Genomic DNA, 22,519 nt, shown 5'->3' with positions numbered 1-22,519 from the left:
TACGGGCGCCTGAGAGATTCGGTCGTCTCACCAGGCGGATTCGCGGGGTGAGAGCCTTTCCCCGTCGGCGGGCGATCTGATCGAAAGATCGGATCACCGCTTTTCAGAGGCATCGGGGCCGAGAGCGGTTCGGGGGCCTGAGAGATTGGCGGAGAGGTGTTGCTCCTTCGGCGGCCATGACTGGCGGTCATGACACTCTCCCGCCCACGGGCGATGCTTGACCAGTTTACGCGAGTTAACCCTCTGGTCCAGACCGCCGAGCGAGTGGGCCGGATCAGCCGATTTTGCGGGCGCGATCCTTGCGACGGGAGGCCAGCTCGTCCTCGGGTGCCTCGATGGCCTCGCCGCCGTCGGCGCGCTCCCCCGGGAACTCGGCGATGGCGCCGGTCAGCTCGCGCATGGCACCGCTGACCGCGATGCCGAATACGCCCTGTCCGCCCTGCAACAGGTCGACGACCTCTTCGGCGGAGGTGCATTCATAGACCGTGGTGCCGTCCGAGAACAGCGTGATGTTCGCGAGATCCTCGACCCCCCGCTGACGCAGGTGTTCGACGGCTACCCGGATGTTCTGCAGTGAGATTCCGGTGTCCAGCAGTCGCTTGACGATCTTGAGGACCAGGATGTCTTTGAAGGAGTACAGGCGCTGGCTGCCGGAGCCCGCCGCGCCGCGGATCGAGGGAACCACCAGTGAGGTGCGCGCCCAGTAGTCCAGCTGGCGGTACGTGATGCCGGCAACCTGGCAGGCACTGGGTCCGCGGTAGCCAACGAGCTGGTCGGGAACGGAGTCATCCGGGAAGAGACCCGGCTGGACAGGTCCGTCAGACGCGGATGACTCGGCGGAACCCGCCGCGCTCCCATCCAGCGTCATGTCCAGCTGCCCCTGCTGCGGCTGTTCGACCACTTCTGCTCCCTCTCGCCGATCGCTTCGCCGGCTCTCGTGGCGCGGTTCCCTGAGAAACCTCGAGGAACCGAGTCCGCCGGTAGTGCGTTCGTCCAAGCACGAATTCTCCGAGCATACGCTCCTTGCGCTGCCCCGTGCCGGCCGCTGAGTCAAATTATGGCCTCCGGGAAATCACGGTCAACGCGACGCGCCCGGGTCGAGACTGTAAAGGTCAGGTTGAGACTTACTCGTTACTTAAGGCCCTGTTTACGGGCCTTCTGTGGCCTTGAAGTCGTCGGGCGACACGCTGTCGAGGAACTCCTTGAACTTCTCGACCTCGTCTTCTCGCAGCGCTCCGCCGGAGTCCTCGTCGTCCTCGTCGGGAATGATCAGGCCCGCCTCGGCCAGTACGGCTTCCTCGACGTAGATCGGAACCCCTACGCGCAGCGCGATTGCCACCGAATCGGACGGCCGTGCCGACACCCGGATATCACTGTCGAAAACAAGGTCCGCGTAGAACGTGCCTTCTTGCAAATCCACGATCCGTACTTCCTTGAGTGAATGCCCAAGGGCGACAATGAGATCGCGGATCAGGTCATGGGTGAGCGGCCGCGCCGGCTCCACCCCCTGTTGTTCCAGGGCAATGGCCGCAGCCTCGGACTGACCGATCCAAATCGGCAGGTATCGATCGCCGGCGGATTCCCGCAGCAACAACACCGGCTGGTTCTGGGGCTGCTCCACGCGGATTCCCACGACTCGAACTTCGCTCATCGTGCCCTCCAACACCAGTACTTCTGTCGTACCGCGAGTCTAGTCCTCAGCGATCGAGGACGCCGCGCACCGCGGACTTGATCATCGCACCGTGGAGCGCGATCGACAGCGCCGCCACCTCCCGGATCAGGTCATCGGCGCGGTCGCGGGCTCCTGCCTTGTTGGCCTTAACGGTCGGGCCCACGATCTGGGCAATCAAATCAGTCTCGCGATCAACCGCCGATCGGAAGGTGCGCAAGTGCCGCGGCTCGACACCGTAGTCGGCCAGCTCGGCGGCGCACTGAACGATCAGAACCGTGTATTCGTCGAAAAAACCGCCTGGGCCCGAGGTGATGATTCCCGCCCTAATGAGCGAGGTCAGCAGCACCTCATCCGCGCCGGAACGCGACAGCAGATCCTCGCGGCTGAGCCGGGTGGGACGTACCGATGGAAATCCTTGACGGGCAACACTGTTGGTTTCATCACCATCGGTGATCGCGAACAGCCGAGGGCCGCCGCTGAAACCCGCCACATCGGGCAGCGCGCCGTCGGGCTGGGCGTCGAGCTGCTCCTTGATCACCTTTAACGGCAGGTAGTGATCGCGCTGGGCGGTCAGGATGAACCGGAGCCGCTCGGCGTCATAGGCCGAAAACCGGCGATACCCCGACGCGCTACGCGACGGGGTAACCAGGCCCTCCGATTCGAGGAATCGAATCTTCGAGATCGTGACGTCCGGAAACTCCGGACGCAACAGGTCGAGTACCGACCCAATCGACATTCCGGTGAGAGCCGGCCGGTCGGGAGCTGTCACTGGCCACCCGGGGCGGTGTCATCGCCGGCCGACTTCGGCCCGGTCAGGAAGACCAGACGGAACTTTCCGATCTGCACTTCGTCGCCATTGGCGAGAACCGCCGAATCCACGGGCTCGCGGTTGACATAGGTCCCGTTGAGGCTGCCCACGTCGACGACCTGGAATTCGCCACTGTCAAGCCGGAATTCGGCGTGACGACGGCTTACGGTGACGTCATCGAGGAAGATGTCGCTGTCCGGGTGCCGTCCGGCCGATGTGGTCGCCTGATCGAGCAAAAATCGCGATCCCGCGTTGGGTCCGCGCTTGACCACCAACAGTGCCGAACCGGCGGGCAATCCCTCGACACCCGACACGTCGGTAGCGGCCTGCGCGGGCGCTTCCAGCTCCGTCGCGAAATCGGCGCGGAACACCGAGGTCGTCTCCGCGGTGACCTCGCCTGACGTGTCGTCCTTGTCGTTATCGGTCACCATCGCTCCTTCTTCCTCGCCCCTGGAGGATTCGATTGTCAGTGCGGATCTCGCTGAGCTTGATGCTCTTCGCGACCCTCATCTGCCCTCATGCTCTTCGCGGCGAGCGCTCATCGCCGCTCATTTCCGACCGTACCGTCTGACTGCCCGTAACGGGCCACCTCTGCCGTATCGGCCAGTGGTCCACCCGAAATAGTGGTCATCGGACCGGTTGGAGAACTGGTGCCCTCCTAATCGGTGGCGTCACCATATCCCGATGCGTCTAAGAGGTCATTAAGAGCGGCGTCGAGGTCTGCCGCGCTGGTGGCTTCAAGATCGACCAACCATCCCTCGCCGTACGGGTCGGAATTGACCAGCTGCGGGTTGGAATCCAAATCGCCATTTGCGCCAACAACTTTCGCGGTGATCGGCGCGAACAGGTCAGATACCGACTTGGTGGACTCCACCTCGCCGAACGTGGCGCCGGCGGTCAGGTCCGAGCCCACGTCCGGCAGCTGGACGAACACCACATCGCCGAGCTGTGACTGTGCGTAGTCGGTGATCCCGATACGCACGGTGCGCTCACCCGTGCGCCGCACCCATTCGTGTTCCTCGGTGTAGTGCAGGTCGGCAGGAATTTCGGTCACGGTGAATCATCCTTGCTCTCGGTCAGTGGTCTGCGTAGTCGCTGGGCCCGGAGGGCTACTTGCTGGGCTGAGCGTATTGGCGCGGTTTCGGTTCCCGCAAGGTGGTGATGTCTACGCGTGTCGGCTGGTCGATGGTAACGCCACCGCCCACTCGCGACACGGTGTCGACGGCGCCACCGGGAATGTTCATCGCCGCCGCGAGTGTCGGCGGATCGCCTATCGCCAGAACCGAATACGGAGGCGCCAGGAGCGTGCCGTCGACGGTGAGCTGTCCTGGGGTCCCGGTTACCCACGAATCGGCCCCGATGCGCACCGATTGGTCGCCCGACTTGATCTCGATCGCCTCCGCACCGGCCGCCCGCAGCTCGTTGATGATGTCGAGGAGCGCTTCTGGTCCGAGGCCCTGCCCGGGATCGTTGATGGTGAGGACGACACCCGGTCCGGTGGCACCGACTGTCCCCACCATGATGGACAGCGCCGACAGCCGAGCCTTGGCGTCATTGATCACTGCCTGATTGCCGGTTCCACTGGCGCGCATGGTGATAAGGCTCTGCTGCAGGTCTGCGATCTCCTTGTTCAGGCTGGCGTCGCGCTGCTGCAGCGAGTCGAGCAGCACCAGCAGGTCAGCGGGCCGCGCGGTATCCAGGCCATCGCCGGATTCGGTTTGGCGAACCTGAGTGGTGATCGCCAGCCCCAGCAGTGCGCACAGCGCGACACCCAGCACTCCGAAGGTGACTTGAGTGCGGGTCGGCGGCCGGCGCGTCTTGGGCATCTCGTGCTTGCCGGGGTGCGGCTCGTGCTGGGAATCGGTCATCGGCTTACGCCCCAAACAACCTGCGCCGCAGGGCGGCAGCGTTGCCGAAGATGCGAATGCCGAGAACGACGATGATGGCGGTGGACAGCTGCGTGCCGACCCCGAGCTGGTCGCCCACGAACACGATCAGCGCCGCTACCAGCACGTTGAACACGAAGGAGACCACGAACACCTTCGAATCGAATATCTGGTCCAAATAGGCCCGTGCGCCGCCGAAAAGCGCATCGAGCGCCGCCACCACCGCGATCGGCAAGTACGGGGCGACGGCGTCGGGCACGTTCGGATGAAACACCAGCCCCAAAACCACGCCGATCACCAGCGCGACAATGCCGATCATCGTCTACTTCCTCTCCTCGTCACGGTCCGGGTCATGTCATCGGGCTCCTACTGGAGTTTCCTTGGCGTACTTCACGTCCCGATTAGCCGCCGGGGCCAGTTGGACGTCCTCCTGGGTGCCGAGGGTGAGCCGGATGCCATAGGACTTCTGGAGAAGCCGCATCCTGGCCATGCCCGGACTGCGCTCGAACGAGGATTTCATCGTGTTAGCGGGACCAACGGCGACGATGCGGTACGGCGAGCTGATGGGCTGATTGTCGACCAGGATCGCTCCCCCGGCCTGACGCATCGTCACGTTGGGGCCGATACGAACGTCCGAGACCGAAATCGCCTCTGCACCACTGGTCCACAGCGAGTTCACGACAAGCTGCATATCGCGGTCGAGAATAACTTGTTGGCTGCGCGGGATACGTTCCTTCGAGACGTCCGAAAGATCGCCGGTGCTGCCCGGGTCGGCCAACGTGACGATCAGCGCGGGTCCGCGCACCGGGGTGCTTGCCGCCGCAAGACCCAACTGGTCCAACCGATTCAGCAGCTCCTTGCCCTGCTCGTTGCCTTCCAGCTGGCTGCGCCGAGCGCCGGCCACCTCCGCCGACAACTGATCGCGGGTTGACTCCAGTGCTCCGGAATCGCGCTGTTCACTGCGGATACTTGCCAGCAGTCCCTGCTTCTCCTGCATGACGCCGGGCGCTATGCGGGTGGTCTGCGCGACGGCCGCCGCGAAGACTGCGGCGGTGGCGATGGCAGCGACTGCCTGCCAACCCCATTCGGCCAGGCGTGAGCGCGGCGCAGCTCCGGCGCGGCGTGCGGCGGCCGCCTCGGTGTATCCGGCGTCGAGATGATCGGAGAGCAGTGTGCGCAAGAGCGAGGGCACCGGATTGCGCTTGGGCCGGTTTGCACTGTGATGGCCCAGACCTTCCTCGGGTTCGAAACCACCCATGAGATGTGGCCCATTGCCATGTATCGGGTCGTCGGTACTCATGTCAGGTGCTGACCTTTGGCAGCTGCCGGACCACCATCACTATCTGTGCGATGTAGAGCACGAACGTCCACAGGTACATGCCCAGCCCCCAGATCAGGAACGCCCAGCCGCAGGGGCCGATTATCCTGCCCCACAGCGAGTCCCATTCGCCGATGAGGATCAGCGGGAACGCCGACATCAATGCGAAGGTCGCGGCCTTGCCGATGTAGATGACCGGCAACGCCTCGATTCCACGGCGGCGCACGATGGGCAGTCCAAGGGTGAGAATCAGGTCGCGGGCCAGCAGGGTGAGGACGATCCACCACGGCACGATGTCCCGGATGGCGAACGCGATGGGGGTGGTCACCATGTACAGCCTGTCGGCGGCCGGGTCCAGGAGCGTGCCCAGGTGTGACGACTGATTCATCAGCCGGGCAATCTTGCCGTCGGCCCAGTCGGTGAAGCCGCTCAGCATCAAAATGGCGACGGCCCAGCCGTCGGCGTGCTTCACCAGCAGCAGGTACAGGAACAACGGGATGAACGCGAGCCGAATAACGCTCAGCACGTTGGGGACCGTCAGTATCCGGTCATCTCCGGGAGGCGGCTCATGGGGAGCTGAAGCTCTTCGCGCAAGCGGCTCATCGGTTCCCATCCGGCCAGCCTCTCATATTCGCGGAGCGATACCCCACGTAAACAGGCGGCTTGTCGTCAGCTGAAGACCCCCGGCAAGTTCAGAATCGAGAGGCTGTCGTTCTTACGCGGGTCGTCGTGGATCATGTACGTCCACGTCGAGGTCGGCCGGGCAAGCTTCGATAGATCCAATCCCTGTTCCTCGTCAACCAGATTCGCGGTTTCGAAGGTCTGCTGCGCGGCCTCCACGGCGTCGGCCGCCAGTGAGGCGAAGGCGTCTACGGCGAGCCGGTGGAACTCGTCGATCGGATTCTGCCGCCCGAGCGCACGCAGGTGGATGCTCTCTCGTACGTCCGAGAGGTAGGCCAGATGGTCCGCCCAACCACGGTCAAGGTGATAGAGCATGATCTGCCGCGAGATGCGCTCCAACCGCTCTTCGGAAAGTTCCTCCGCCAGCTCGTCATAGCGCTCAGCGGAACGCTCCTTGAGCTCTTTGCGGGCGGTATCGGTGCGCAACAGGGTGTCGCGACGGTCCGAGATGATGGCACGCTGCTGGGCGATCAGCTGGTTGTAACGCCAGGTGTTGGCATGCAGATCGAGCATCGCGCCCTCGGCGACCCGCTGGGCGTGGTCGAGCAGACCGCCGGCCTTGGTGCTGATGATCTGTCCGTCGTCATCGGTCTCGGTAGGGAGCTTGGCCGAATCAAGGTATGCCACAACAACCTCGTCCTCCCAGCTGGAGAAGAAGACCGACGAACCCGGGTCGCCCTGGCGCCCGGCGCGCCCGCGCAGCTGGTTGTCGAGCCGTTCGGTGCGGTGTCGTCCGGTGCCGACGACATGCAGCCCGCCAACTTCCACGACGGCGTCGTAGTCGGTCTCCTCGGAACCGCCCAGCCGGATATCGGTGCCGCGGCCGGCCATCTGAGTGGACACCGTGACAGTCTTGAGCGCCCCGGCCTCGGCGATGACGCGGGCCTCCTCGGCGTCGTTCTTGGCGTTCAGCACGACGGCAGGAACGCCCGAACGCACCAAGCGGTGGTGCAGCGCCTCAGATTCGGCGACATCGTGCGTGCCGACGAGCACCGGCTGGCCGGTGGCGTGGATCTCGGCGATATGCGCGACGATGGCGTCGTTCTTGCTCGCCTCGGTGATGTACACGCGGTCGGGCTGGTCCTCGCGAATGTTTGGGGTGTTGGGCGGGATCGGTGAGACGCCCAGCTTGTAGAACTGCCGAAGCTGTTCACCTGCCGCGAGCGCCGTACCGGTCATGCCGCATACGCGCGGGTACCTGTTGATGAGGGCCTGCACGGTGATGGTGTCGAGAACTTCACCGGTGTCGGTGGTTTCGATGCCTTCTTTGGCTTCGACCGCGGCCTGTAAGCCGTCGGGCCAGCGCTGCAGGGCCGCGATGCGGCCCCGTGAGGAGTTGATGAGGTGCACGGCGCCATCGCGCACGATGTAGTGCACGTCGCGCTCCAGGAGAACGTGGGCGTGCAGGGCAACGTTGACCTCGGTGAGGGTTGTCCCGACATTCTGCTCGGAGTAGAGGTCGATGTTCCCCAGACGCTTCTCCAGCCTCCGGGCGCCGGTATCGGTGAGGAAGATGTTGCGGCGATCGTTATCGGCCTCGTAGTCCTCTCCGGCGGTCAGCTCGCGTACCGCTTCGATGACCTCGGAGCTCGGGGCTTCGCGGTGGCTGGTGCCGGCCAGTACCAGCGGCACCAGGGCCTCATCGACCAGCACCGAGTCGGCCTCGTCGACGACCGCGACGTCGGGACTCGGTGACACCAGGTCGTCGACGTCGATCGCCAACTGGTCGCGCAGCACGTCGAAGCCGATTTCGTTAACTGACCCGTAGGTGACGTCAGAGGCGTAGGCCTTCCGGCGTTCGTCGGCGGTCGATTCCTCGGTGATCCATCCGACCGTCAGCCCGAGGCGCTCCAGGAACGGCCCCATCCATTCGGCGTCGCGCCGGGCCAGGTAGTCGTTGACCGAGATGACATGCACGCTGCGCCCGCCGAGCGCGTAGGCGGCGGCGGTGATCGCACCGGTGAGGGTCTTGCCCTCGCCTGTCGCCATTTCGATGACGTCGCCGTCGAGCATGCGCAATGCGCCCAGCAGCTGAACGTCGAACGGTCGTTCTTCGATAGTGCGTTCGGCGGCCTCACGGACGATCGCCAGGAACTGGCCGATGTCCTTGGATTCGATGCCCTCGGCCAGGTCGAGCTTCTTGGCCGCCTTGGTGAGCTGCTCGTCGGTGAGGTCCTTGGCCTTCTCGTCGTACTTCTTCGAGGCGTCCACGAGGTCCAGCGACTGGCTCTGGTTCTTGTCGGTGGCGGCACCGAGGAGCTTCCAGAACTTCCCGGTGAACCGTGAGGCGGTGTTCGACTTGCGCACATGCACACGGTACGTCAGGGAGCTAGGAGCGCCGTCGGTGCCGCGAACTCGACGATCACCGAATCGGCTACCGCCAGAAATATCGAGTTGGAGGTCGGGCCGGCCACAGATGGCACTGCCGTGGCCGCATCGTGGCGCCCCGGCGTGAACCTCGAGGTGCGCAGCACGTGTCTGGCGGAGTACTAGGCCCGGCCAGGCCTAGTACTCCGCCAGATCCTCGTGAATCGGCGCTCGGGTGCCGAGCCGGCTACCGGGCTAGTTGCCTGCCAGCAGGCCCTTGGCGATATGGGTGATCTGAACTTCGTTGCTGCCGGCATAGATCATGAGCGACTTGGCGTCGCGCGCCAGCTGTTCGACCCGGTACTCCGTCATGTAGCCGTTGCCGCCGAAGAGCTGCACGGCGTCCATCGCGACGTCGGTGGCGGCCTCCGAGCAGTAGAGCTTGATGGCCGAGGCCTCCGCCAGCGAGGGCGTCTTGTTCTCCGACAAGCTCTCGATGGCGTGGAACAGCATGTTCCGCACGTTGAGCCGGGCCACTTCCATCTTCGCCAGCTTGAGCTGGATCAGCTGGAACTGCGCGATTTCCTTGCCCCACAGGGTGCGCGTCTTGGCGTAGTCCAGCGAGAGCCGCAGGCACTCCTCGATGACGCCGAGAGCGAGCGCTGCCACCCCGATGCGTTCCATCGAGAAGTTGGCCCGGGCGCTATCGCGCCCGTCGCCCTGGTCGTTGGTCTCCGATTCGCCCAGGAGCCGGTCCCTGCCGAGACGGACATTCTCGAAGAACAGTTGCCCGGTACGTGAGCTGTGGATGCCCATCTTGCGGAACGGCTTTGACTGTACAAAGCCTTCCATTCCCTTGTCGAGGACGAAGGTCAGCACCGTGCGGTCGCGCTTGTCGACCGACGGGTCCTTTTCGTCCAGCTTGGCGTAGACCACGATGACATCGGCATCGGGCCCGTTGGTGATGAAGGTCTTCTGCCCGTTGAGGATGTAGTCCTCGCCGTCGCGGGTGACATACGTCTTCATTCCGCCGAACGCATCAGAGCCCGAGTCGGGTTCGGTGATGGCCCACGCGCCCACCTTCTCGTAGGTGACCAGCTCCGGCAGCCACCGCTCCATCTGTGCGGCGGTGCCGCGGGAGGCGATCGTCGGCACGGTCAGACCCATGCTCACGCCCATGCCCGTCACCAAACCCATACAGACGCGGGAGATTTCACTGGTGAGTACGAATCCCATGCCGGCCGACCCGCCGGCGAGCCCCATGACTCCCCCGCCATCGGACTTCTTGGAGTCCTCCAGCGGCTCTCCGGCCGCTAGCGCGGCCTCCCGGGTCTTCTTCTTCTCGATCTGCTTCTGTAGCGCCTCTTTGGCAAGAGCGTCGATACCAAAGGTGGCAAACATCTTCCGGATGATGGGGTACGGCTCCATCTCGCCGGACTCCAGCGCGTCGACGTGAGGTCTGACCTCCTTGTCGATGAACTGACGCACGGCGTCACGCACCGCGAGGTCAATCGGTGACCAGTCGAGCATGTGTCCTGCTTTCTTCGGTGAAAGTGATCGACATCAGTGGGCCCGGCACATGGGCTCGTTAGCCGAGCTCCTTGGCCAGCAATTCCTTGAGTCGGGCCACGGAGTTTTCGAGCTCCTCCTGCACTGCCTTGTCGATGGCCGTGCCGATCGCTCCGGTGAGCATCTGCCCGGTGAAGGACGAGTCCACGTTCACTCTGGTGTTGTCCGCGTCGATTTCCTCGACGCTTGACTTGATAATGGCCTCGACGCCGGCCATGCCCGTGCCGCCCAGCTTGAAGGCACCCTTCTTGGCGGACAGCACCTCGTCGGCCGGGGTGAACTCCTGCACGGTCCATTCGACCGTGTTGGCCATGCCCATCAGGGTGACGATTTCGGAGAACTTGGTGCCGACCTTGATGTCCTCGATTGCGGGGACATCGCCCTTGAATCCGGTGTGGATGGTCATCCACTCGTCGTATTTGTTGAGGTCCGGCAACACGGACCAGAGCTTGTCGATGCTGTACGGGAGATCAATGCTGGAGTGCAGCTCGGACATGGGCGAAAGACTCCTTTGTCAGTGGTCTGGCACGGATGATGCCAACAGTTCCGAACGTAACATACATACCCTCGTGTATGTAAGATGCAATTACCGCAGATCTCGCACGGCGGGCTGACTAAATGCAGGTGCATGACGGTCAAATACCGACAGGCCTGTGGGCACCTGAGCCCGATTCGGTGGCTACCGATCGGTAGCCCAGCGCACGTTACATACAACTGTGCTCGTATGTATTACAGTGGCGCTCATGACCACCCCCGAGGGCGCGGGCAACGATGCGGCGCCCCTCGCTGCCGGAATGTCCGAGAACGGGAGACAACAGCCCGTCGTCCCGGAATCTACCTCGGAACCACCCGCCGCGGCGGTGAATTCGCCGCCGAAGAGCGGGGCGATCGATATCGAGATCACACGCCCGCGGGTCAGACTGAATCCCCCGCCATTTCGGGTGGAGGCCGGGAGGTTTGGCGTCGTTGTCGCCCGGCTCGCTGGATCGGGAGCGCGCCTGCTGACCAAACCCCGGCGCGGAAGAACACTTGAAGTACGGGCCGCCCATGAGCTGCGCCGCACCTTCGCACTCATGGGCCCCACCTATGTGAAGCTCGGCCAGCTCATCGCCTCATCCCCCGGCGTGTTCCCGGAAACGTTGTCCAATGAGTTCCGCACGCTTCTCGACAGGGTTCCGCCCGCGTCCCCGGAGTTGATTCGCCAATCGCTGCGTGACCAGTTGGGTGCTGATCCCGCAACAATATTCGCGACATTCGACGACCATCCGTTTGCCTCTGCGTCAATCGCCCAGGTCCACCACGCGACGCTCAAATCGGGTGAGCGGGTGGTGGTGAAGATTCAGCGGCCGAAGATCCGCACCAGGTTGGCCGCCGACGTTCGGATCATCGGGCGTCTCGCCCGCTTGATCGTCAAGACCGATCTGGGACGTGCGAGCAATGCGCCCGAAATCGTTGAGGACTTTGAGCAGAACCTCAACGAGGAACTTGATTTCGCGGCCGAAGGGCACGCCATGGAGCAGTGGATTGCGAGCCTGGCGGACACCGAGTATGGCGATAAGGTGCGTGTTCCCAAGGTTTTCTGGGAGTACACCACCGAACGTGTGCTAACGATGGAGTACGTCGAAGGCATCAGGATCGACAACGTCGGCGAGCTTTCCGCGGCCGGATTCGACGGAGTCGGATTGGTCAAGGCCATCGTCTATTCACTGTTCGAGACCGGATTTCACAAGGGGCTCTTCCACGGTGATCTGCACGCCGGCAACTTGCTGGTGGACTCGAACGGGCGAATCGTGTTCCTGGACTTTGGGATCGTCGGGCGTATCGATGAACGTAGCCGCAAGATCTTCACCGAGATCATGGTCGACCTGTTTGTGAAGAATGATCATGCTGCGGTCAGTCGCGGTATCTACAAGCTCGGCGCCATCGGAGATCGGGGGAAGGCCGTCGACTCCACCACTGCCGCCAAGACGATCTCCGATTTCACTAATCCCCTACAGCAGGCCAAGCTTTCGGCGATCTCGTACGGCCAGCTCGGCAAGCAGCTGGCGGTGATGGCCAAGGAGTACGACGTGCGGCTTCCGCGGGAGCTGGTGCTGATCTCCAAGCAACTTCTGTACGTGGAGCGCTACATGAAGCTGCTGGCGCCGGACTGGGCCCTGCTTTCGGATCCGTCGTTCATCGGGTACTTCGGGAACATGGTCATCCAGGCCGAGCAGTCACGCATGGAGGAAGCGGCAGCGCGAGAGTCGAAGTAGATCAGTCGGAAAGACTGAGCTTTCCGGGGTCTATTGTGCGCAACGCGGAGTCGAGCGGCGCACCGACTGTCGGTGACTCGACGATGTTCAGCAGCATCGCCTTGGCGCGTCCCCAACGTTGATCGCGAACTTCTTGCGGTGCCGTCATGCTGTTGACCAAGATTCCGCGAACAGCGTCCATCGCGGTGAGCGTGATGTTGCGAATGACACGCAACTCCTCGGCGGTCTGGCTTACTGACTGGCCCAGCGTTGAGAATTGTTGCATGACAATGAATTCAAACTGGTCCATCTGCGCGGACAATTCGGGATCGGTGCGTGCGGCGATCCACAGTTCCATGGTGGCGACGAACATCGACCCCTGATGCATCCTCCAGAGCGCATCCAGACAGCGGCTGATGAAATCGGTGTCGCTCTCGCGGTCCAGCGCTATGAGCTCGGAGAGGATTTCCTGGCCCTGTTTGAACGCCAGGTGCCGCACCGATTCTCCGAGAAGCTCGGATTTCGACTGGAAATGGTGCACCAGTGCGCCGCGGGTGACGCCGGCGCGCTGTGCCACACGGGTGGTCGTCGTGCCCGCGTATCCGTAATTGACGAGGCAGTCCACGGTGGCGTCAAGGAGCCTGCTCCGCATGGCGGCGCTGCGTTCCTCCTGGGTCCTTCGCCCGGAGCGATGATTGCGGGCGGCAGACCGAGCGGGACTTCCAGCGGTGCGTGTCATTCTTCGGCCCCGCCCTTGCTGTCCTCGATTTCTTCCCGGGCCTGCTGGTACTCCGATATTAAGGCGCCGAAGTAAGTGAGGATTTCCGGGTCACCCACCGGCTGCCATTCGGGCGCAAGCAGTTTGGTGTATCGCTCGACGTAGAGTAGTTGCTTGCCCACCAGGATGAATTCCTTGGGAAGGATGGCGTCATGCTCGCGACCCAGTGCGGTGAGCTGTCGTCCGATCGTGCCGTAGGAAATCTTCCCCAATGAGGTGCCCATGGGGCGGGTGACTTTTCGTAGCGATGCGGCGACCTTGGCGGGATCGGCGCCGGGGTCGATGGCGCCCAGTTTGATCAGTGTTCGCGCGGCCGCCTCGTCATCGGGCTCGATGATGAGGGCGCCGATCAGCTCACGCAACGTCTTGCGGGTCCGCTGATCGAGACGGCCGACAATTCCAAAGTCCAGGAATACGATTCGCCCTTGCGGGTCCACCATCAGGTTTCCGGCGTGCAGATCGCCATGGAAGGTGCCCGCGGCGAACGCCGAGTCGAAAAGGGTGAGCATGAGGGTCTTGACCACTTCGGGGCCGTCGAATCCGGCCGCGCGAATCTCATCTGCGTTGTCGATCCGGATGCCCTCGACATACTCCATGGTGAGCACCTTGTCGGTACACAGCTCCGAATAGAGTTGGGGCACTCGCACCTTCGGTGCGTACTTGGAGCCGGCAAGGCCAGCGGTCCAGTCACGCATGGCCCGTGCTTCCAGGGTGAAATCGAGTTCCTCGGCGAGGTTGGCCTCGAAATCTTGCATCACCTCGTAGATGTTCGACATCCGGCCCATCTCGGTGAGTTCCAGGCCCCGGGCGATTTGCTTGAGGATCTGCAGATCGGCGGCGAGTCGGGTACGGATCGCGGGGCGCTGGATCTTGACGACGACCGCGGTGCCGTCCTTGAGCGTCGCCTTGTGCACCTGAGCGATCGAGGCTGAAGCGAAAGGAACCTCATCGAATGAGGCGAATACATTCTCGGGTGGTGCGCCGAGCTCGGCGGTAAGCATGGAACGGATGGTCTGTGGATTCGCCGGCGGCACCTGATCGAGCAGCGACCGAAACTCCGCGGAGAGGTCTTCGGGAAACATCCCCGGAGATGACGCGATGAGCTGTCCGAACTTGACGTAGGCGGGGCCTAGTTCGGCAAAAGACCGGCGCATTTCCTTGGCGACGACTTGACGCAGGTCGCGCTCCGTGGGGCGTTGGCTCAGGATTCGTGATCCCGCCTTGAGGAGCTGTCCTGCCGTCGCGGCCAGCCGATCGAACTGAATCTCAGCGGAAACCGGGTCGAGCTTCCGGGGCCGCCGCGGCTGATCGGATGTATCGCTCACCGCGACTCCCTTCGTCCTCACCTCATCGTCGCTATCGGTGAGACATTACCGACAATCCGGTATGTATGTTAATCAAATGCGGTGAGTGTCGAGTGCGGACGAATGAGGAAGGGCCTAGCGGTTCAGGGCGCGTTCGACCTGGGCGATCCGGTCGTCGGCGAAGTCCAGCACGATCTTCGTGGGGTAGAGCGCAACCTTGAGTACGCGAATGAGCGGGTTGACGACGTCGATGAGGGTCTCAAGACTCGTCATCGTGTTAGCCAGGGTTGAGGTGGTCTTGGCGAGATCGTTCAAGGTGAGGTTAAGCGAGTCCAGGGAGTCGTCCAGTCGCTCCAGACTGGAGTCCAGGTGGTCGAGCATTGAACCCACTCGGTCGGTGAGGTCGTGCACCTCGACGGCCATCGATTCGATGTGGCCGACGGTGCCGTCGATGTTGAGCGCGACGTTGGCCAGCTTGCGGATCTTGCGGGCCGGTGCGGGCCGATTCCCGTTACTGGTATAGACCTCCGCCATTGGAGTCACCTTTCCGTTGCGCCCAGCCTAAGTGACGGTTCCACGGTCGCCCACCGGCTACCCCGTCGAGCGAGCATTTGATGCACTTTTGTGACCGGGCTCACATAGCACGCCACGTCTACTCAACGGGCAGATACCCGTGCTGACGCGTGCGAACCCGCTCGCCGTCCGAAGAATGAAGCTTCGCCGAGCCTCGTTCCGCTGCTGTAACCCTTGCCGTCCTGAGCAATGTTCGACGCGCTGGCGCCCGCCGCGTAGAGACCCGATATCGCCTCACCGGCCGCGGTGAGCACACGGCCATCCGCGTCCGTGCGAAGACCGCCGAGCGTGAACCCCGCATAAATCGCCTTGCCGAGGGTCAGGTCGAACGCACCCCAGGGGCCAGTTCCCTGCGCGGCAAGGTATTTCGGGTGTTTATGGAAGTCCGGGTCCTCTCCCCTGTCAGCATGCTCGTTGTACCGCTGCAACGTCTTCTCCAGGTTTCCCGCCGGGATGCCCAGCGCCTCTTCCATTTCCGCGATGGTCTCCCATCCGTCGATGAATGGCGTCAACGGCAGCGTCGGTCGGTCCATGTGTTCGGAATCGATGATCAGGTATGCCGCACTGTCGGGCTGGTCCATCACGAATCCAGAGGTCCGGGAGTGGTAGGAATCCTCGGCGACGAACCGTTCACCGTTCTTGTTGACGATGATTCCGGTGAGTAGACCCGATGGCGGGTAGACCGGCGCAGTCACGAAGATCTGGTTCATGTTGCGGGTATCGGCGCCCGCGGAGACCCCGAGCCTGATGCCCAGCCCGTCGTCGTAGGTGCTGCCGAGTACGAACGGTTTCTCGGCGAGCTTGGGGGTGTATTCGGCCACCATGGCGGGGTTCATCACGAATCCTCCCGCCGCGATGATCGCCGACTTGGCCCGTATCGCACCGGTTTCGGCGAAATGCTTCCAGGTCGCGCCGACCACCGCGCCCGCATCATCGAGGATGAGCGCCGTGGCCCCGGTCTCGTAGCGAATGGGCACACCGAGTTCGCCGGCACGCTGGGCAAGAAGGTCCACGACCATGCCCGCACCACCGGTGTCGCCGGGTTTGGGGACCTTGTGCCCGCGCGGCGCGGGGACCGCTTGGTCTCGGTAGGGCCACACCAGCTCGTTCCCCGTGAACATCAGCCCCTCGGTGTTGGGCTGGATGACAGCCTTCTCCGGGTAGAAGCTGCGTTCGAACTGAAAACCCAGTGCCTCAAGCCAATTGAAATGCTCGACGCTCCCGTCACAGTACAACCGGATCTTGTCCGGATCAGGATCCGGCGATACCGCCATGAGGTACTTGTACATCTCGTCGGCGCTATCGGCGTGTCCGGTGGCCTCTTGAACGGCCGTGCCGCCGCCCAGGTAGAAGTGCCCGCCGGCCATCGCGGTGGTTCCGCCCGCGGAGGCGGCACGTTCGAGTGCAAGCACCTGCGCACCGGCCTCGGCGGCCGAGACGGCGGCACATCCACCGCCCATGCCAAAGCCAATGACGAGCACTTCTACCTCGTCAGACCACTCGGTGATGTCCTGGACCGCTACGGTTTCCGGTATCGCTGCGCTCATGCCTGCTCACTCTTGATGTAGTCGTAGAACGCCCGGATCTCGGGCGGGACGAAGGCCAGTTCCATGTACGGCAAGGCGGCCGCGGGTGCCGAGAGGTAGGCAAAGCGCATACCGCCGGGCATCACGCCGTCCTGTACCACTTCCATGCCGCGTGCCGTCGCGTGAGCGAGTGCCGCGTCCAGGTCGGCTGGCTCCATGCATACGTGGTGCAGTCCCGCGGGATGCCGTTCCAGAAACTCGGTATAGATACTCGTCCCGCTGACCGGCCGGATCAGTTCGAGTTGCATGTCGTCGAGGTAGCTCAGCGCGATGGTCGCGGTGAAGTCGGCCGGCGCACCGCGATAGGTGCACGAGTCGGGGCCGAAGTGCACATCTGGAATTCGTGTCCATTTCTTGACCCCGAATACGGCACTGAGCATGCCTTCCGTGGCGTCGAGATCATCAGTAACCCAAGCAATTTGGGTGACGCGTCCAAATCCAGAAACATCCGGCGGCATTGCCGATGTGGTCATGGGCCGATAGTAGCGTCCGCTGTGGCGCCGACCACTTCAGCCCGCGGTATAGGCCTGCGTGGTGCGATCAGCCATGCCCCGGGCCTGCGCCGGGTCCATGCCGGAGGCGACGGCCGCCTCGTACCACCGTTCGCTGGATCCGGCCATGAACGCACGCCCCTCATCGCCCGCCGCCCACGCCGCTCCCTCCTCGGGAGTTATCCGATCATCGGGCGACGCGATGTATCCGGCCAGGCCGAGAAGCCCGGAATCCCAACCGACTCCGACAGCTCCGGGACCGAACTGCAACCAGTGCTCATCATCGTCGTTGATATCGGAGATGTGTTCGAGAGTGAAGGTGGCCCGGTCGCCGGACTCGGGCGTGATTGTCACCTCGATCCAGCTGGTGACTCCCATGGCTTCCCAGGACGCACTGAACGAATGAGGTGCATCGCACGCTAGCACTGTTCCAGATGCGTTGCCCTCCAAGGAGTAATGACCCCCCAGACATAGGTCCCCGGTGATCGGCAGGAACCAGCGCGGGATGCGTTCGACATTGGTACAGGCATCCCATAGGTTCTCGGCATCGGTGTCGTAGGTCTGGCTGACGGTCACGACGCGCGCCGCACGCGCCTCGAATGTCGTGGTGCCGACGGTGCGGCGGACGGCGTTGAGCTGGTGTTCGACGTCTATCACGAGGCACTCTCCTTGGGCGTGGTGGTTGTGCGGCGTTGACGCCTGCCGCGAGCGATTTCGGTGCCGAGTGCGTCCAGATGTGGAGTCCAGTTGCGGCGAAAGGTATCCAGCCAGCGATCCACCTCGCGCAGCGGCGCGGTGTCCACGCTGTAGAGACGGCGGGTTCCCTCGGTGCGAACTGTCGCGAATCCGTTGTCGCGCAATACCTTCAGGTGTTGCGATACGGCGGGCTGACTAATCGCGAATTCCGAGCGGATTACCTCGGCGACAGCACCGGAGGTCATCTCCCCCGCGTGAATCAGCTCCAGAATGCGGCGGCGCACCGGGTCCCCGAGGATGTCGAAGGCGTGCACACCGCGATATTAGAAGGTTCTACTTATATAAGTCAAGCATGAAATACTAACCCCAGGTGAGCGGATCGAGCTGCAGGTAGAACTCCAATCGATCAGGGTCCGCAGGTGTTCCGTAGCTGTTCAGGAACCGTGCGCGCGCCGTGCCGGCGCGGGTGTCTTCGGGCCAGGTCTCGCGGGAAGTGGCGAAGAGCAGCGCGAGATCCGCATGTCGGTCGGCCAGCCCAAGTCTGCCGAGGTCGATGAGTCCGGCCACCGAGAAATCTGCCGGAACGATGAGGATGTTCGGCAGGCACAGGTCACCGTGGCACACCACCAGGTCACCGGGTTCCTGGGCAAAGCGTTCAGGAAGCTGGCCGGTGACGCGGGCCAGGAGCTCGGCCGCAGGAACCGCACGATCCCGGTCGGGCAGGAAGTCCGGGTTGACGGCGTCGCGGGCCACCACGTCACGCGCCAGCGCCATGGTGGCGGCGAGATCCCGCGTGAAGGGACAGTCGGCTGTCGGTATCGCGTGCAGCCGCCGCACCGTATCGGCGATGGCAGGCCATGCCCTGTCCAGGTCCTCCGCGTGGAGCTGATCGGCCGGTATGCCCTCGACCGCCGCGGTGACCAGCACCGGACCGCCGGCCCCTGTGGTCCAGTCGAGAACGGTCGGGCCCGGGACATCTTGAGCACTAAGCCATTCGATGCGATCTCGTTCGTCCTCGAGGCTGTCGCCGCCCACTTTCGCGTAGCGCGAGCCCTCGGGCGACCGGTAGACCAAGGCTCCGGACTCCCCCGTCGTGACGGGCATCCAGGCCGAGAGGTCGATCAAACGCCCGTCCAGGCCGAATCGAGTCGGTGTGCGACATCGATCGTGCGAGCCGCCATGGCCTTGGGGTTGTCGACCTCATTGGCGACGTATTTGGCGATGAACCGGCTGATGAGCTGGTCAACCCCCGCCAAAATGCGTAGCAGCTCCCCACGGATGGTGGTCGAGGACACGTCGACTGTGATGTCCGAGGGGCCGGGCGGCGCGACATCGATGATCAGCTGCAACGGCGCGGCGGCGCGGGCGGTCGCCTTGAGGTTGATGTTGCCCGCGACGTTGAACCGGCTCTTGTCGAGCTTCAGGTCGATCAAGAGATCGATGGCCAGCGGCACCTGGATGTCGAAGGTGATGATCTCCCCGCCGTTCCGGGTGACGATCGGGTCCAGGATCTGGACCTTCGCGGTAACCTTCGCGATTTTGCCAGGCCCTTGGGCCATCGGGCCGACCTCGAACGGCTCGCCGGCGATCGACGCGACCGCGGCCTTTACCCGGGCTTCGCTGACGGCTATCTCGAAGAACGCCCTGCCGAACTCCTCGTAGGAGAGGTACTGGTGGACACTTGCCTCGCTATCCATAGTGAGAGATACCGTCTCATGGACGGGGCCGGAAGTGTGAACTGCCGGGCTGTCCGTGTGTCAGAAACCCCGAATGCCCGACGATCGAAACGATCGTCGCATCAGTAGCAAACATGTGATGGATGTTACGTTGCACGTAGGTGGTCAGATAACACATAGGCGGCTACATGCGGCATACGCAGGCACCGCCCCTGTTGGCCAGGACCTGACTGGGCCTAGTCACGGTGGCTCTGAGCGAGCTCGCCGGTGGTGATGGCCCGGCGGACGTTGGCCCTTCGTTCTTCGATCGTGCGGCCAAACTCCTGCATGAGCAAGGGGTTGCGGTGTACCAGTGTCTCGACCTGCTCCCGCTCAATCTGCAGGACGGCGACCTCACCGACCGCGTACGCGCAAGCGGCTGATATGCCGCACAACACTTCTGCCGTCACACCCCGAACAAACGGGGTGCGACGGCAGAAGTGCGTGCCGTGTCTTAGAGGATGTAGAGCATCTCCTGGTAGGTCGGCAGTGGCCAGAGATCGTCGGCCACTATCCCCTCGAGAACGTCGGCGGCGGCACGCACCGCATCCATCGCCGGCAGCAGGCTCTGGGCGTGCTCTGCCTCCTCCAGCGCGGTGGTCGCGAAGTCACTCTCGACTCCCTTTCTGAGATCGGCGAGCGCGTTGATCAGATCGGAGATGGGAGCCGACACGTCCTCCAACAAGGTGGTGCTGGGTTCAACCCCGGCGGCCTTCAGCGCGGCGACATTCTGGGCGATCTCGGTCTGGTAGCGCACAGCCGCGGGGAGCACCACCGTCGAACCCAGTTCCAAGGACAGCTTCGCCTCGACGTGAATGGTCAGCGCGTACTGCTCGAGGCCGATCTCGTAACGGCTGTGCATCTCCCGGTCGTTGAAGACCTTGTACTTGTCGAACAGCTCGAGGGCGTCCGGCTTGATCAGCTCGGGCAGTGCGTCCAAGGTGGTCTTCAGGTTCGGCAGGCCGCGAACGGCCGCCTCGGTCTGCCACTCCTCGGAGTAGCCGTCGCCGTTGAACACCACCGCACCGTGTTCGGTGATGATGTCGGTGAGGAGCTGCTGAACGGCCTTGTCGAAGTCCGTGCCGTCGGCGACCTCCTTCTCCAGGACGGTGGCGATGTAGTCGAGCGATTCGGCCATGATCGTGTTGATCGTGACCATCGGCGCTGCCACGGTCTGCATCGATCCCGGTGCGCGGAACTCGAAGCGGTTGCCGGTGAAGGCGAACGGGCTGGTGCGGTTGCGGTCGCCTGGATCGGTGGGCAGGACTGGGAGGGTGTCGACGCCGATAATCATGCTGCCCTTGCCTTTTGACGAGGTTGCCGCACCCTTGGCAATCTGCTCGAACACATCTGCTAGCTGATCGCCGAGGAAAATCGAGATGATGGCAGGCGGGGCCTCATTAGCGCCGAGGCGGTGATCGTTGGTGGCTGAAGCCACTGAAACCCGGAGCAGCCCACCGAATTTGTGCACGGCCCGGATCACCGCAGCGCAGAAGACCAGGAACTGTGCATTCTCATGCGGTGTATCGCCCGGCACCAGCAGGCTGCCGAACTGCGAGTTCCCCAGCGAGAAGTTGACGTGTTTGCCCGAACCGTTGACTCCGGCAAAGGGCTTCTCGTGGAACAAACACTCCATGCCGTGCTTCTTGGCGATCGTCTTGAACGTCGTCATGAGCAGCTGCTGATGGTCCGAGGCGATATTGGCGCGCTCGAACATCGGGGCGATCTCGAACTGGCCGGGCGCGACCTCGTTGTGCCGGGTCTTGGCCGGGATACCGAGTTTGAACAGTTCACGCTCGGTATCCATCATGAAACCGAGAACACGCTCGGGCACCGCACCGAAGTAGTGGTCGTCGAACTCCTGGCCCTTCGGCGGCTTGGCGCCGAACAACGTGCGACCGGCGTTGATCAGGTCGGGGCGAGCCAGGAAGAAGTGGCGGTCCACCAGAAAGTACTCCTGCTCCGGACCGCAGAAGGACACGATGTGATCGAAGCTGCTGTGGCCGAACAGTTTCAGGATGCGCTCGGCGTGCTCGCCCATCGCCTGCTGACTGCGCAGCAGCGGGGTCTTGTGGTCGAGAGCCTCACCGGTCATCGACACGAACACGGTCGGGATGCACAAAGTATTGCCATTGGGGTTTTCGAGGATGTATGCGGGGCTGGTGACGTCCCAGCCGGTGTATCCCCGCGCCTCGAAGGTGTTGCGCAGCCCGCCGCTGGGGAAACTGGACGCATCCGGCTCGCCCTGGATCAGGGTCTTGCCCGCGAACTCGGCCAGAGTCGCACCGTCGCTGACAGGTTCGAGGAAGCTGTCGTGCTTCTCCGCGGTCAGACCGGTCAACGGGTAGAAGACGTGCGCGTAGTGCGTCGCACCCTTCTCCAGTGCCCAGTCCTTCATCGCCGACGCGACGGCATCGGCGACGGCCGGGTCCAGCTTGGCGCCCTGCTCGATTGTGGCGGTCACCGACTTGTAGACCGACTTGGGAAGCCGCTGTTGCATCACGGCCTTGCTAAAGACGTTCGCGCCGAACACCTCACCCGGCTCTTCACCGACCACGAAGCTGATTGCCGGCGGCACGTAGGCCTCGACATTATTGATCGCCTGCAGCCGGACAGCATTTCCGCTCATTGACTTCCTATCGCTGTGACGTGCCCGCATCTGATTCGCGGGCGACCAACGTGGCTACGTTAGGGACAACCGATAACCGGCATGTTTCCCGTACATCAACAGCAGAATGCCGAGCTGTGGATCTCCCCTGGGCATGCTGTGCGGACTTCGGCTCGTGCTGAGTACTTCACGGAGACGCAACATGTGGGAGCTGTGTTTGACATATCTGCTGCGCATTCTTCTCGCCGCGGCTCTTAGGCCGTGCACCTTTCCGAGCCGTCAAGGAGGAATGC

Annotated in this window: 25 protein-coding genes and 1 riboswitch; of the genes, 2 read left to right on the top strand and 23 right to left on the bottom strand. The window is 63.3% G+C overall.

The genetic code is table 11. The annotated features are described in order from the left end of the window. Window positions 1-115: 115 nt before the first annotated feature. Window positions 116-213, bottom strand: a riboswitch (glycine riboswitch). A gap of 61 nt (window positions 214-274) precedes the next feature. The 10 genes from B4400_RS22225 to secA2 all read right to left on the bottom strand — a co-directional run bounded on the left by B4400_RS22225 (window position 275) and on the right by secA2 (window position 8,678). Beyond that, on the bottom strand, window positions 275-901 hold the full coding sequence (locus B4400_RS22225; protein ID WP_078292457.1) for a MerR family transcriptional regulator: 627 nt from the start codon (window positions 899-901) through the stop codon (window positions 275-277). Window positions 902-1,147: 246 nt separating this feature from the next. Then, window positions 1,148-1,651 carry a bifunctional nuclease family protein gene (locus tag B4400_RS22220; protein ID WP_043078983.1) on the bottom strand — a complete coding sequence of 168 codons (504 nt, stop codon included), beginning with the start codon at window positions 1,649-1,651 and terminating at the stop codon, window positions 1,148-1,150. A gap of 46 nt (window positions 1,652-1,697) precedes the next feature. Continuing rightward, window positions 1,698-2,441, bottom strand: a complete 744-nt coding sequence (gene ftsR / locus B4400_RS22215) for a transcriptional regulator FtsR (protein ID WP_078312849.1) — start codon at window positions 2,439-2,441, stop codon at window positions 1,698-1,700. Continuing rightward, complete coding sequence (gene garA / locus B4400_RS22210; protein ID WP_078292459.1) at window positions 2,438-2,911, bottom strand: glycogen accumulation regulator GarA; 474 nt, start codon at window positions 2,909-2,911, stop codon at window positions 2,438-2,440. Before garA ends, ftsR begins: the two co-directional genes overlap by 4 nt. Before the next feature lie 227 nt (window positions 2,912-3,138). Next, window positions 3,139-3,534 (bottom strand): glycine cleavage system protein GcvH, encoded by a 396-nt coding sequence (gcvH, locus tag B4400_RS22205; RefSeq protein ID WP_078312850.1) that lies wholly within the window; start codon window positions 3,532-3,534, stop codon window positions 3,139-3,141. A 55-nt stretch (window positions 3,535-3,589) separates the two neighbouring features. Then, window positions 3,590-4,348, bottom strand: coding sequence for a DUF881 domain-containing protein (locus tag B4400_RS22200; RefSeq protein ID WP_078312851.1), 759 nt, complete (start codon window positions 4,346-4,348; stop codon window positions 3,590-3,592). A gap of 4 nt (window positions 4,349-4,352) precedes the next feature. Continuing rightward, window positions 4,353-4,685 carry a small basic family protein gene (locus B4400_RS22195; RefSeq protein ID WP_078292462.1) on the bottom strand — a complete coding sequence of 111 codons (333 nt, stop codon included), beginning with the start codon at window positions 4,683-4,685 and terminating at the stop codon, window positions 4,353-4,355. Window positions 4,686-4,721: 36 nt separating this feature from the next. Then, the gene (locus tag B4400_RS22190) at window positions 4,722-5,666 is read right to left on the bottom strand and encodes a DUF881 domain-containing protein (protein WP_078312852.1); all 945 of its coding nucleotides are present in this window, start codon (window positions 5,664-5,666) and stop codon (window positions 4,722-4,724) included. Between the two features lies 1 nt (window position 5,667). Beyond that, window positions 5,668-6,297, bottom strand: a complete 630-nt coding sequence (locus B4400_RS22185; protein WP_078312853.1) for a CDP-alcohol phosphatidyltransferase family protein — start codon at window positions 6,295-6,297, stop codon at window positions 5,668-5,670. Window positions 6,298-6,353: 56 nt separating this feature from the next. Further along, complete coding sequence (gene secA2 / locus B4400_RS22180) at window positions 6,354-8,678, bottom strand: accessory Sec system translocase SecA2 (protein ID WP_170915079.1); 2,325 nt, start codon at window positions 8,676-8,678, stop codon at window positions 6,354-6,356. On the opposite strand from secA2, the gene B4400_RS22175 reads away from it, so the two are divergent. Beyond that, window positions 8,673-8,858 (top strand): hypothetical protein, encoded by a 186-nt coding sequence (locus tag B4400_RS22175; RefSeq protein ID WP_078312854.1) that lies wholly within the window; start codon window positions 8,673-8,675, stop codon window positions 8,856-8,858. The genes secA2 and B4400_RS22175 overlap by 6 nt on opposite strands. A gap of 69 nt (window positions 8,859-8,927) precedes the next feature. On the opposite strand, the gene B4400_RS22170 is transcribed toward B4400_RS22175, so the two are convergent. Further along, window positions 8,928-10,202 (bottom strand): acyl-CoA dehydrogenase family protein, encoded by a 1,275-nt coding sequence (locus tag B4400_RS22170; protein WP_078312855.1) that lies wholly within the window; start codon window positions 10,200-10,202, stop codon window positions 8,928-8,930. A gap of 58 nt (window positions 10,203-10,260) precedes the next feature. Further along, window positions 10,261-10,737 (bottom strand): type II toxin-antitoxin system Rv0910 family toxin, encoded by a 477-nt coding sequence (locus B4400_RS22165; protein ID WP_030097979.1) that lies wholly within the window; start codon window positions 10,735-10,737, stop codon window positions 10,261-10,263. Between the two features lie 247 nt (window positions 10,738-10,984). Here B4400_RS22165 and B4400_RS22160 point away from each other — a divergent pair, with 247 nt between their 5' ends. Beyond that, on the top strand, window positions 10,985-12,496 hold the full coding sequence (locus B4400_RS22160) for an ABC1 kinase family protein (RefSeq protein WP_078312856.1): 1,512 nt from the start codon (window positions 10,985-10,987) through the stop codon (window positions 12,494-12,496). 1 nt (window position 12,497) lies between these two features. Here B4400_RS22160 and B4400_RS22155 read toward each other — a convergent pair whose 3' ends face one another. From B4400_RS22155 to B4400_RS22105, 11 genes are all read right to left on the bottom strand, one after another. After that, window positions 12,498-13,127 carry a TetR/AcrR family transcriptional regulator gene (locus B4400_RS22155; RefSeq protein WP_078312857.1) on the bottom strand — a complete coding sequence of 210 codons (630 nt, stop codon included), beginning with the start codon at window positions 13,125-13,127 and terminating at the stop codon, window positions 12,498-12,500. Between the two features lie 83 nt (window positions 13,128-13,210). Beyond that, complete coding sequence (locus tag B4400_RS22150; protein ID WP_078312858.1) at window positions 13,211-14,578, bottom strand: ABC1 kinase family protein; 1,368 nt, start codon at window positions 14,576-14,578, stop codon at window positions 13,211-13,213. 114 nt (window positions 14,579-14,692) lie between these two features. Beyond that, a complete protein-coding gene (locus tag B4400_RS22145) occupies window positions 14,693-15,091 on the bottom strand; it encodes a hypothetical protein (RefSeq protein ID WP_078312859.1) in 399 nt (132 codons plus the stop codon). A 122-nt stretch (window positions 15,092-15,213) separates the two neighbouring features. Continuing rightward, window positions 15,214-16,677 carry an FAD-binding protein gene (locus tag B4400_RS22140; RefSeq protein ID WP_078312860.1) on the bottom strand — a complete coding sequence of 488 codons (1,464 nt, stop codon included), beginning with the start codon at window positions 16,675-16,677 and terminating at the stop codon, window positions 15,214-15,216. Continuing rightward, complete coding sequence (locus B4400_RS22135) at window positions 16,674-17,189, bottom strand: VOC family protein (RefSeq protein WP_078312861.1); 516 nt, start codon at window positions 17,187-17,189, stop codon at window positions 16,674-16,676. The genes B4400_RS22140 and B4400_RS22135 overlap by 4 nt, the downstream gene beginning before the upstream one ends. 36 nt (window positions 17,190-17,225) lie before the next feature. Continuing rightward, a complete protein-coding gene (locus B4400_RS22130) occupies window positions 17,226-17,864 on the bottom strand; it encodes an SRPBCC family protein (RefSeq protein WP_078356038.1) in 639 nt (212 codons plus the stop codon). After that, window positions 17,861-18,217, bottom strand: a complete 357-nt coding sequence (locus B4400_RS22125) for an ArsR/SmtB family transcription factor (protein WP_078312874.1) — start codon at window positions 18,215-18,217, stop codon at window positions 17,861-17,863. Before B4400_RS22125 ends, B4400_RS22130 begins: the two co-directional genes overlap by 4 nt. 46 nt (window positions 18,218-18,263) lie before the next feature. Further along, window positions 18,264-19,007 carry an APH(3'') family aminoglycoside O-phosphotransferase gene (locus B4400_RS22120; RefSeq protein ID WP_170915078.1) on the bottom strand — a complete coding sequence of 248 codons (744 nt, stop codon included), beginning with the start codon at window positions 19,005-19,007 and terminating at the stop codon, window positions 18,264-18,266. A 17-nt stretch (window positions 19,008-19,024) separates the two neighbouring features. Beyond that, window positions 19,025-19,600, bottom strand: a complete 576-nt coding sequence (locus B4400_RS22115; protein WP_078312876.1) for a hypothetical protein — start codon at window positions 19,598-19,600, stop codon at window positions 19,025-19,027. A 215-nt stretch (window positions 19,601-19,815) separates the two neighbouring features. After that, window positions 19,816-20,028, bottom strand: coding sequence for a hypothetical protein (locus B4400_RS22110; RefSeq protein WP_139360361.1), 213 nt, complete (start codon window positions 20,026-20,028; stop codon window positions 19,816-19,818). 44 nt (window positions 20,029-20,072) lie between these two features. After that, on the bottom strand, window positions 20,073-22,247 hold the full coding sequence (locus B4400_RS22105; protein WP_078312878.1) for a glutamine synthetase III family protein: 2,175 nt from the start codon (window positions 22,245-22,247) through the stop codon (window positions 20,073-20,075). Window positions 22,248-22,519: the final 272 nt, after the last annotated feature.

Origin of the sequence: Mycobacterium sp. D16Q13 (assembly GCF_002013375.1) — a bacterium.
Classification (GTDB): domain Bacteria; phylum Actinomycetota; class Actinomycetes; order Mycobacteriales; family Mycobacteriaceae; genus Mycobacterium.
The sequence above is the reverse complement of the archived record's forward strand: the minus strand, read 5'-3'. Positions and strand labels throughout refer to the sequence as shown.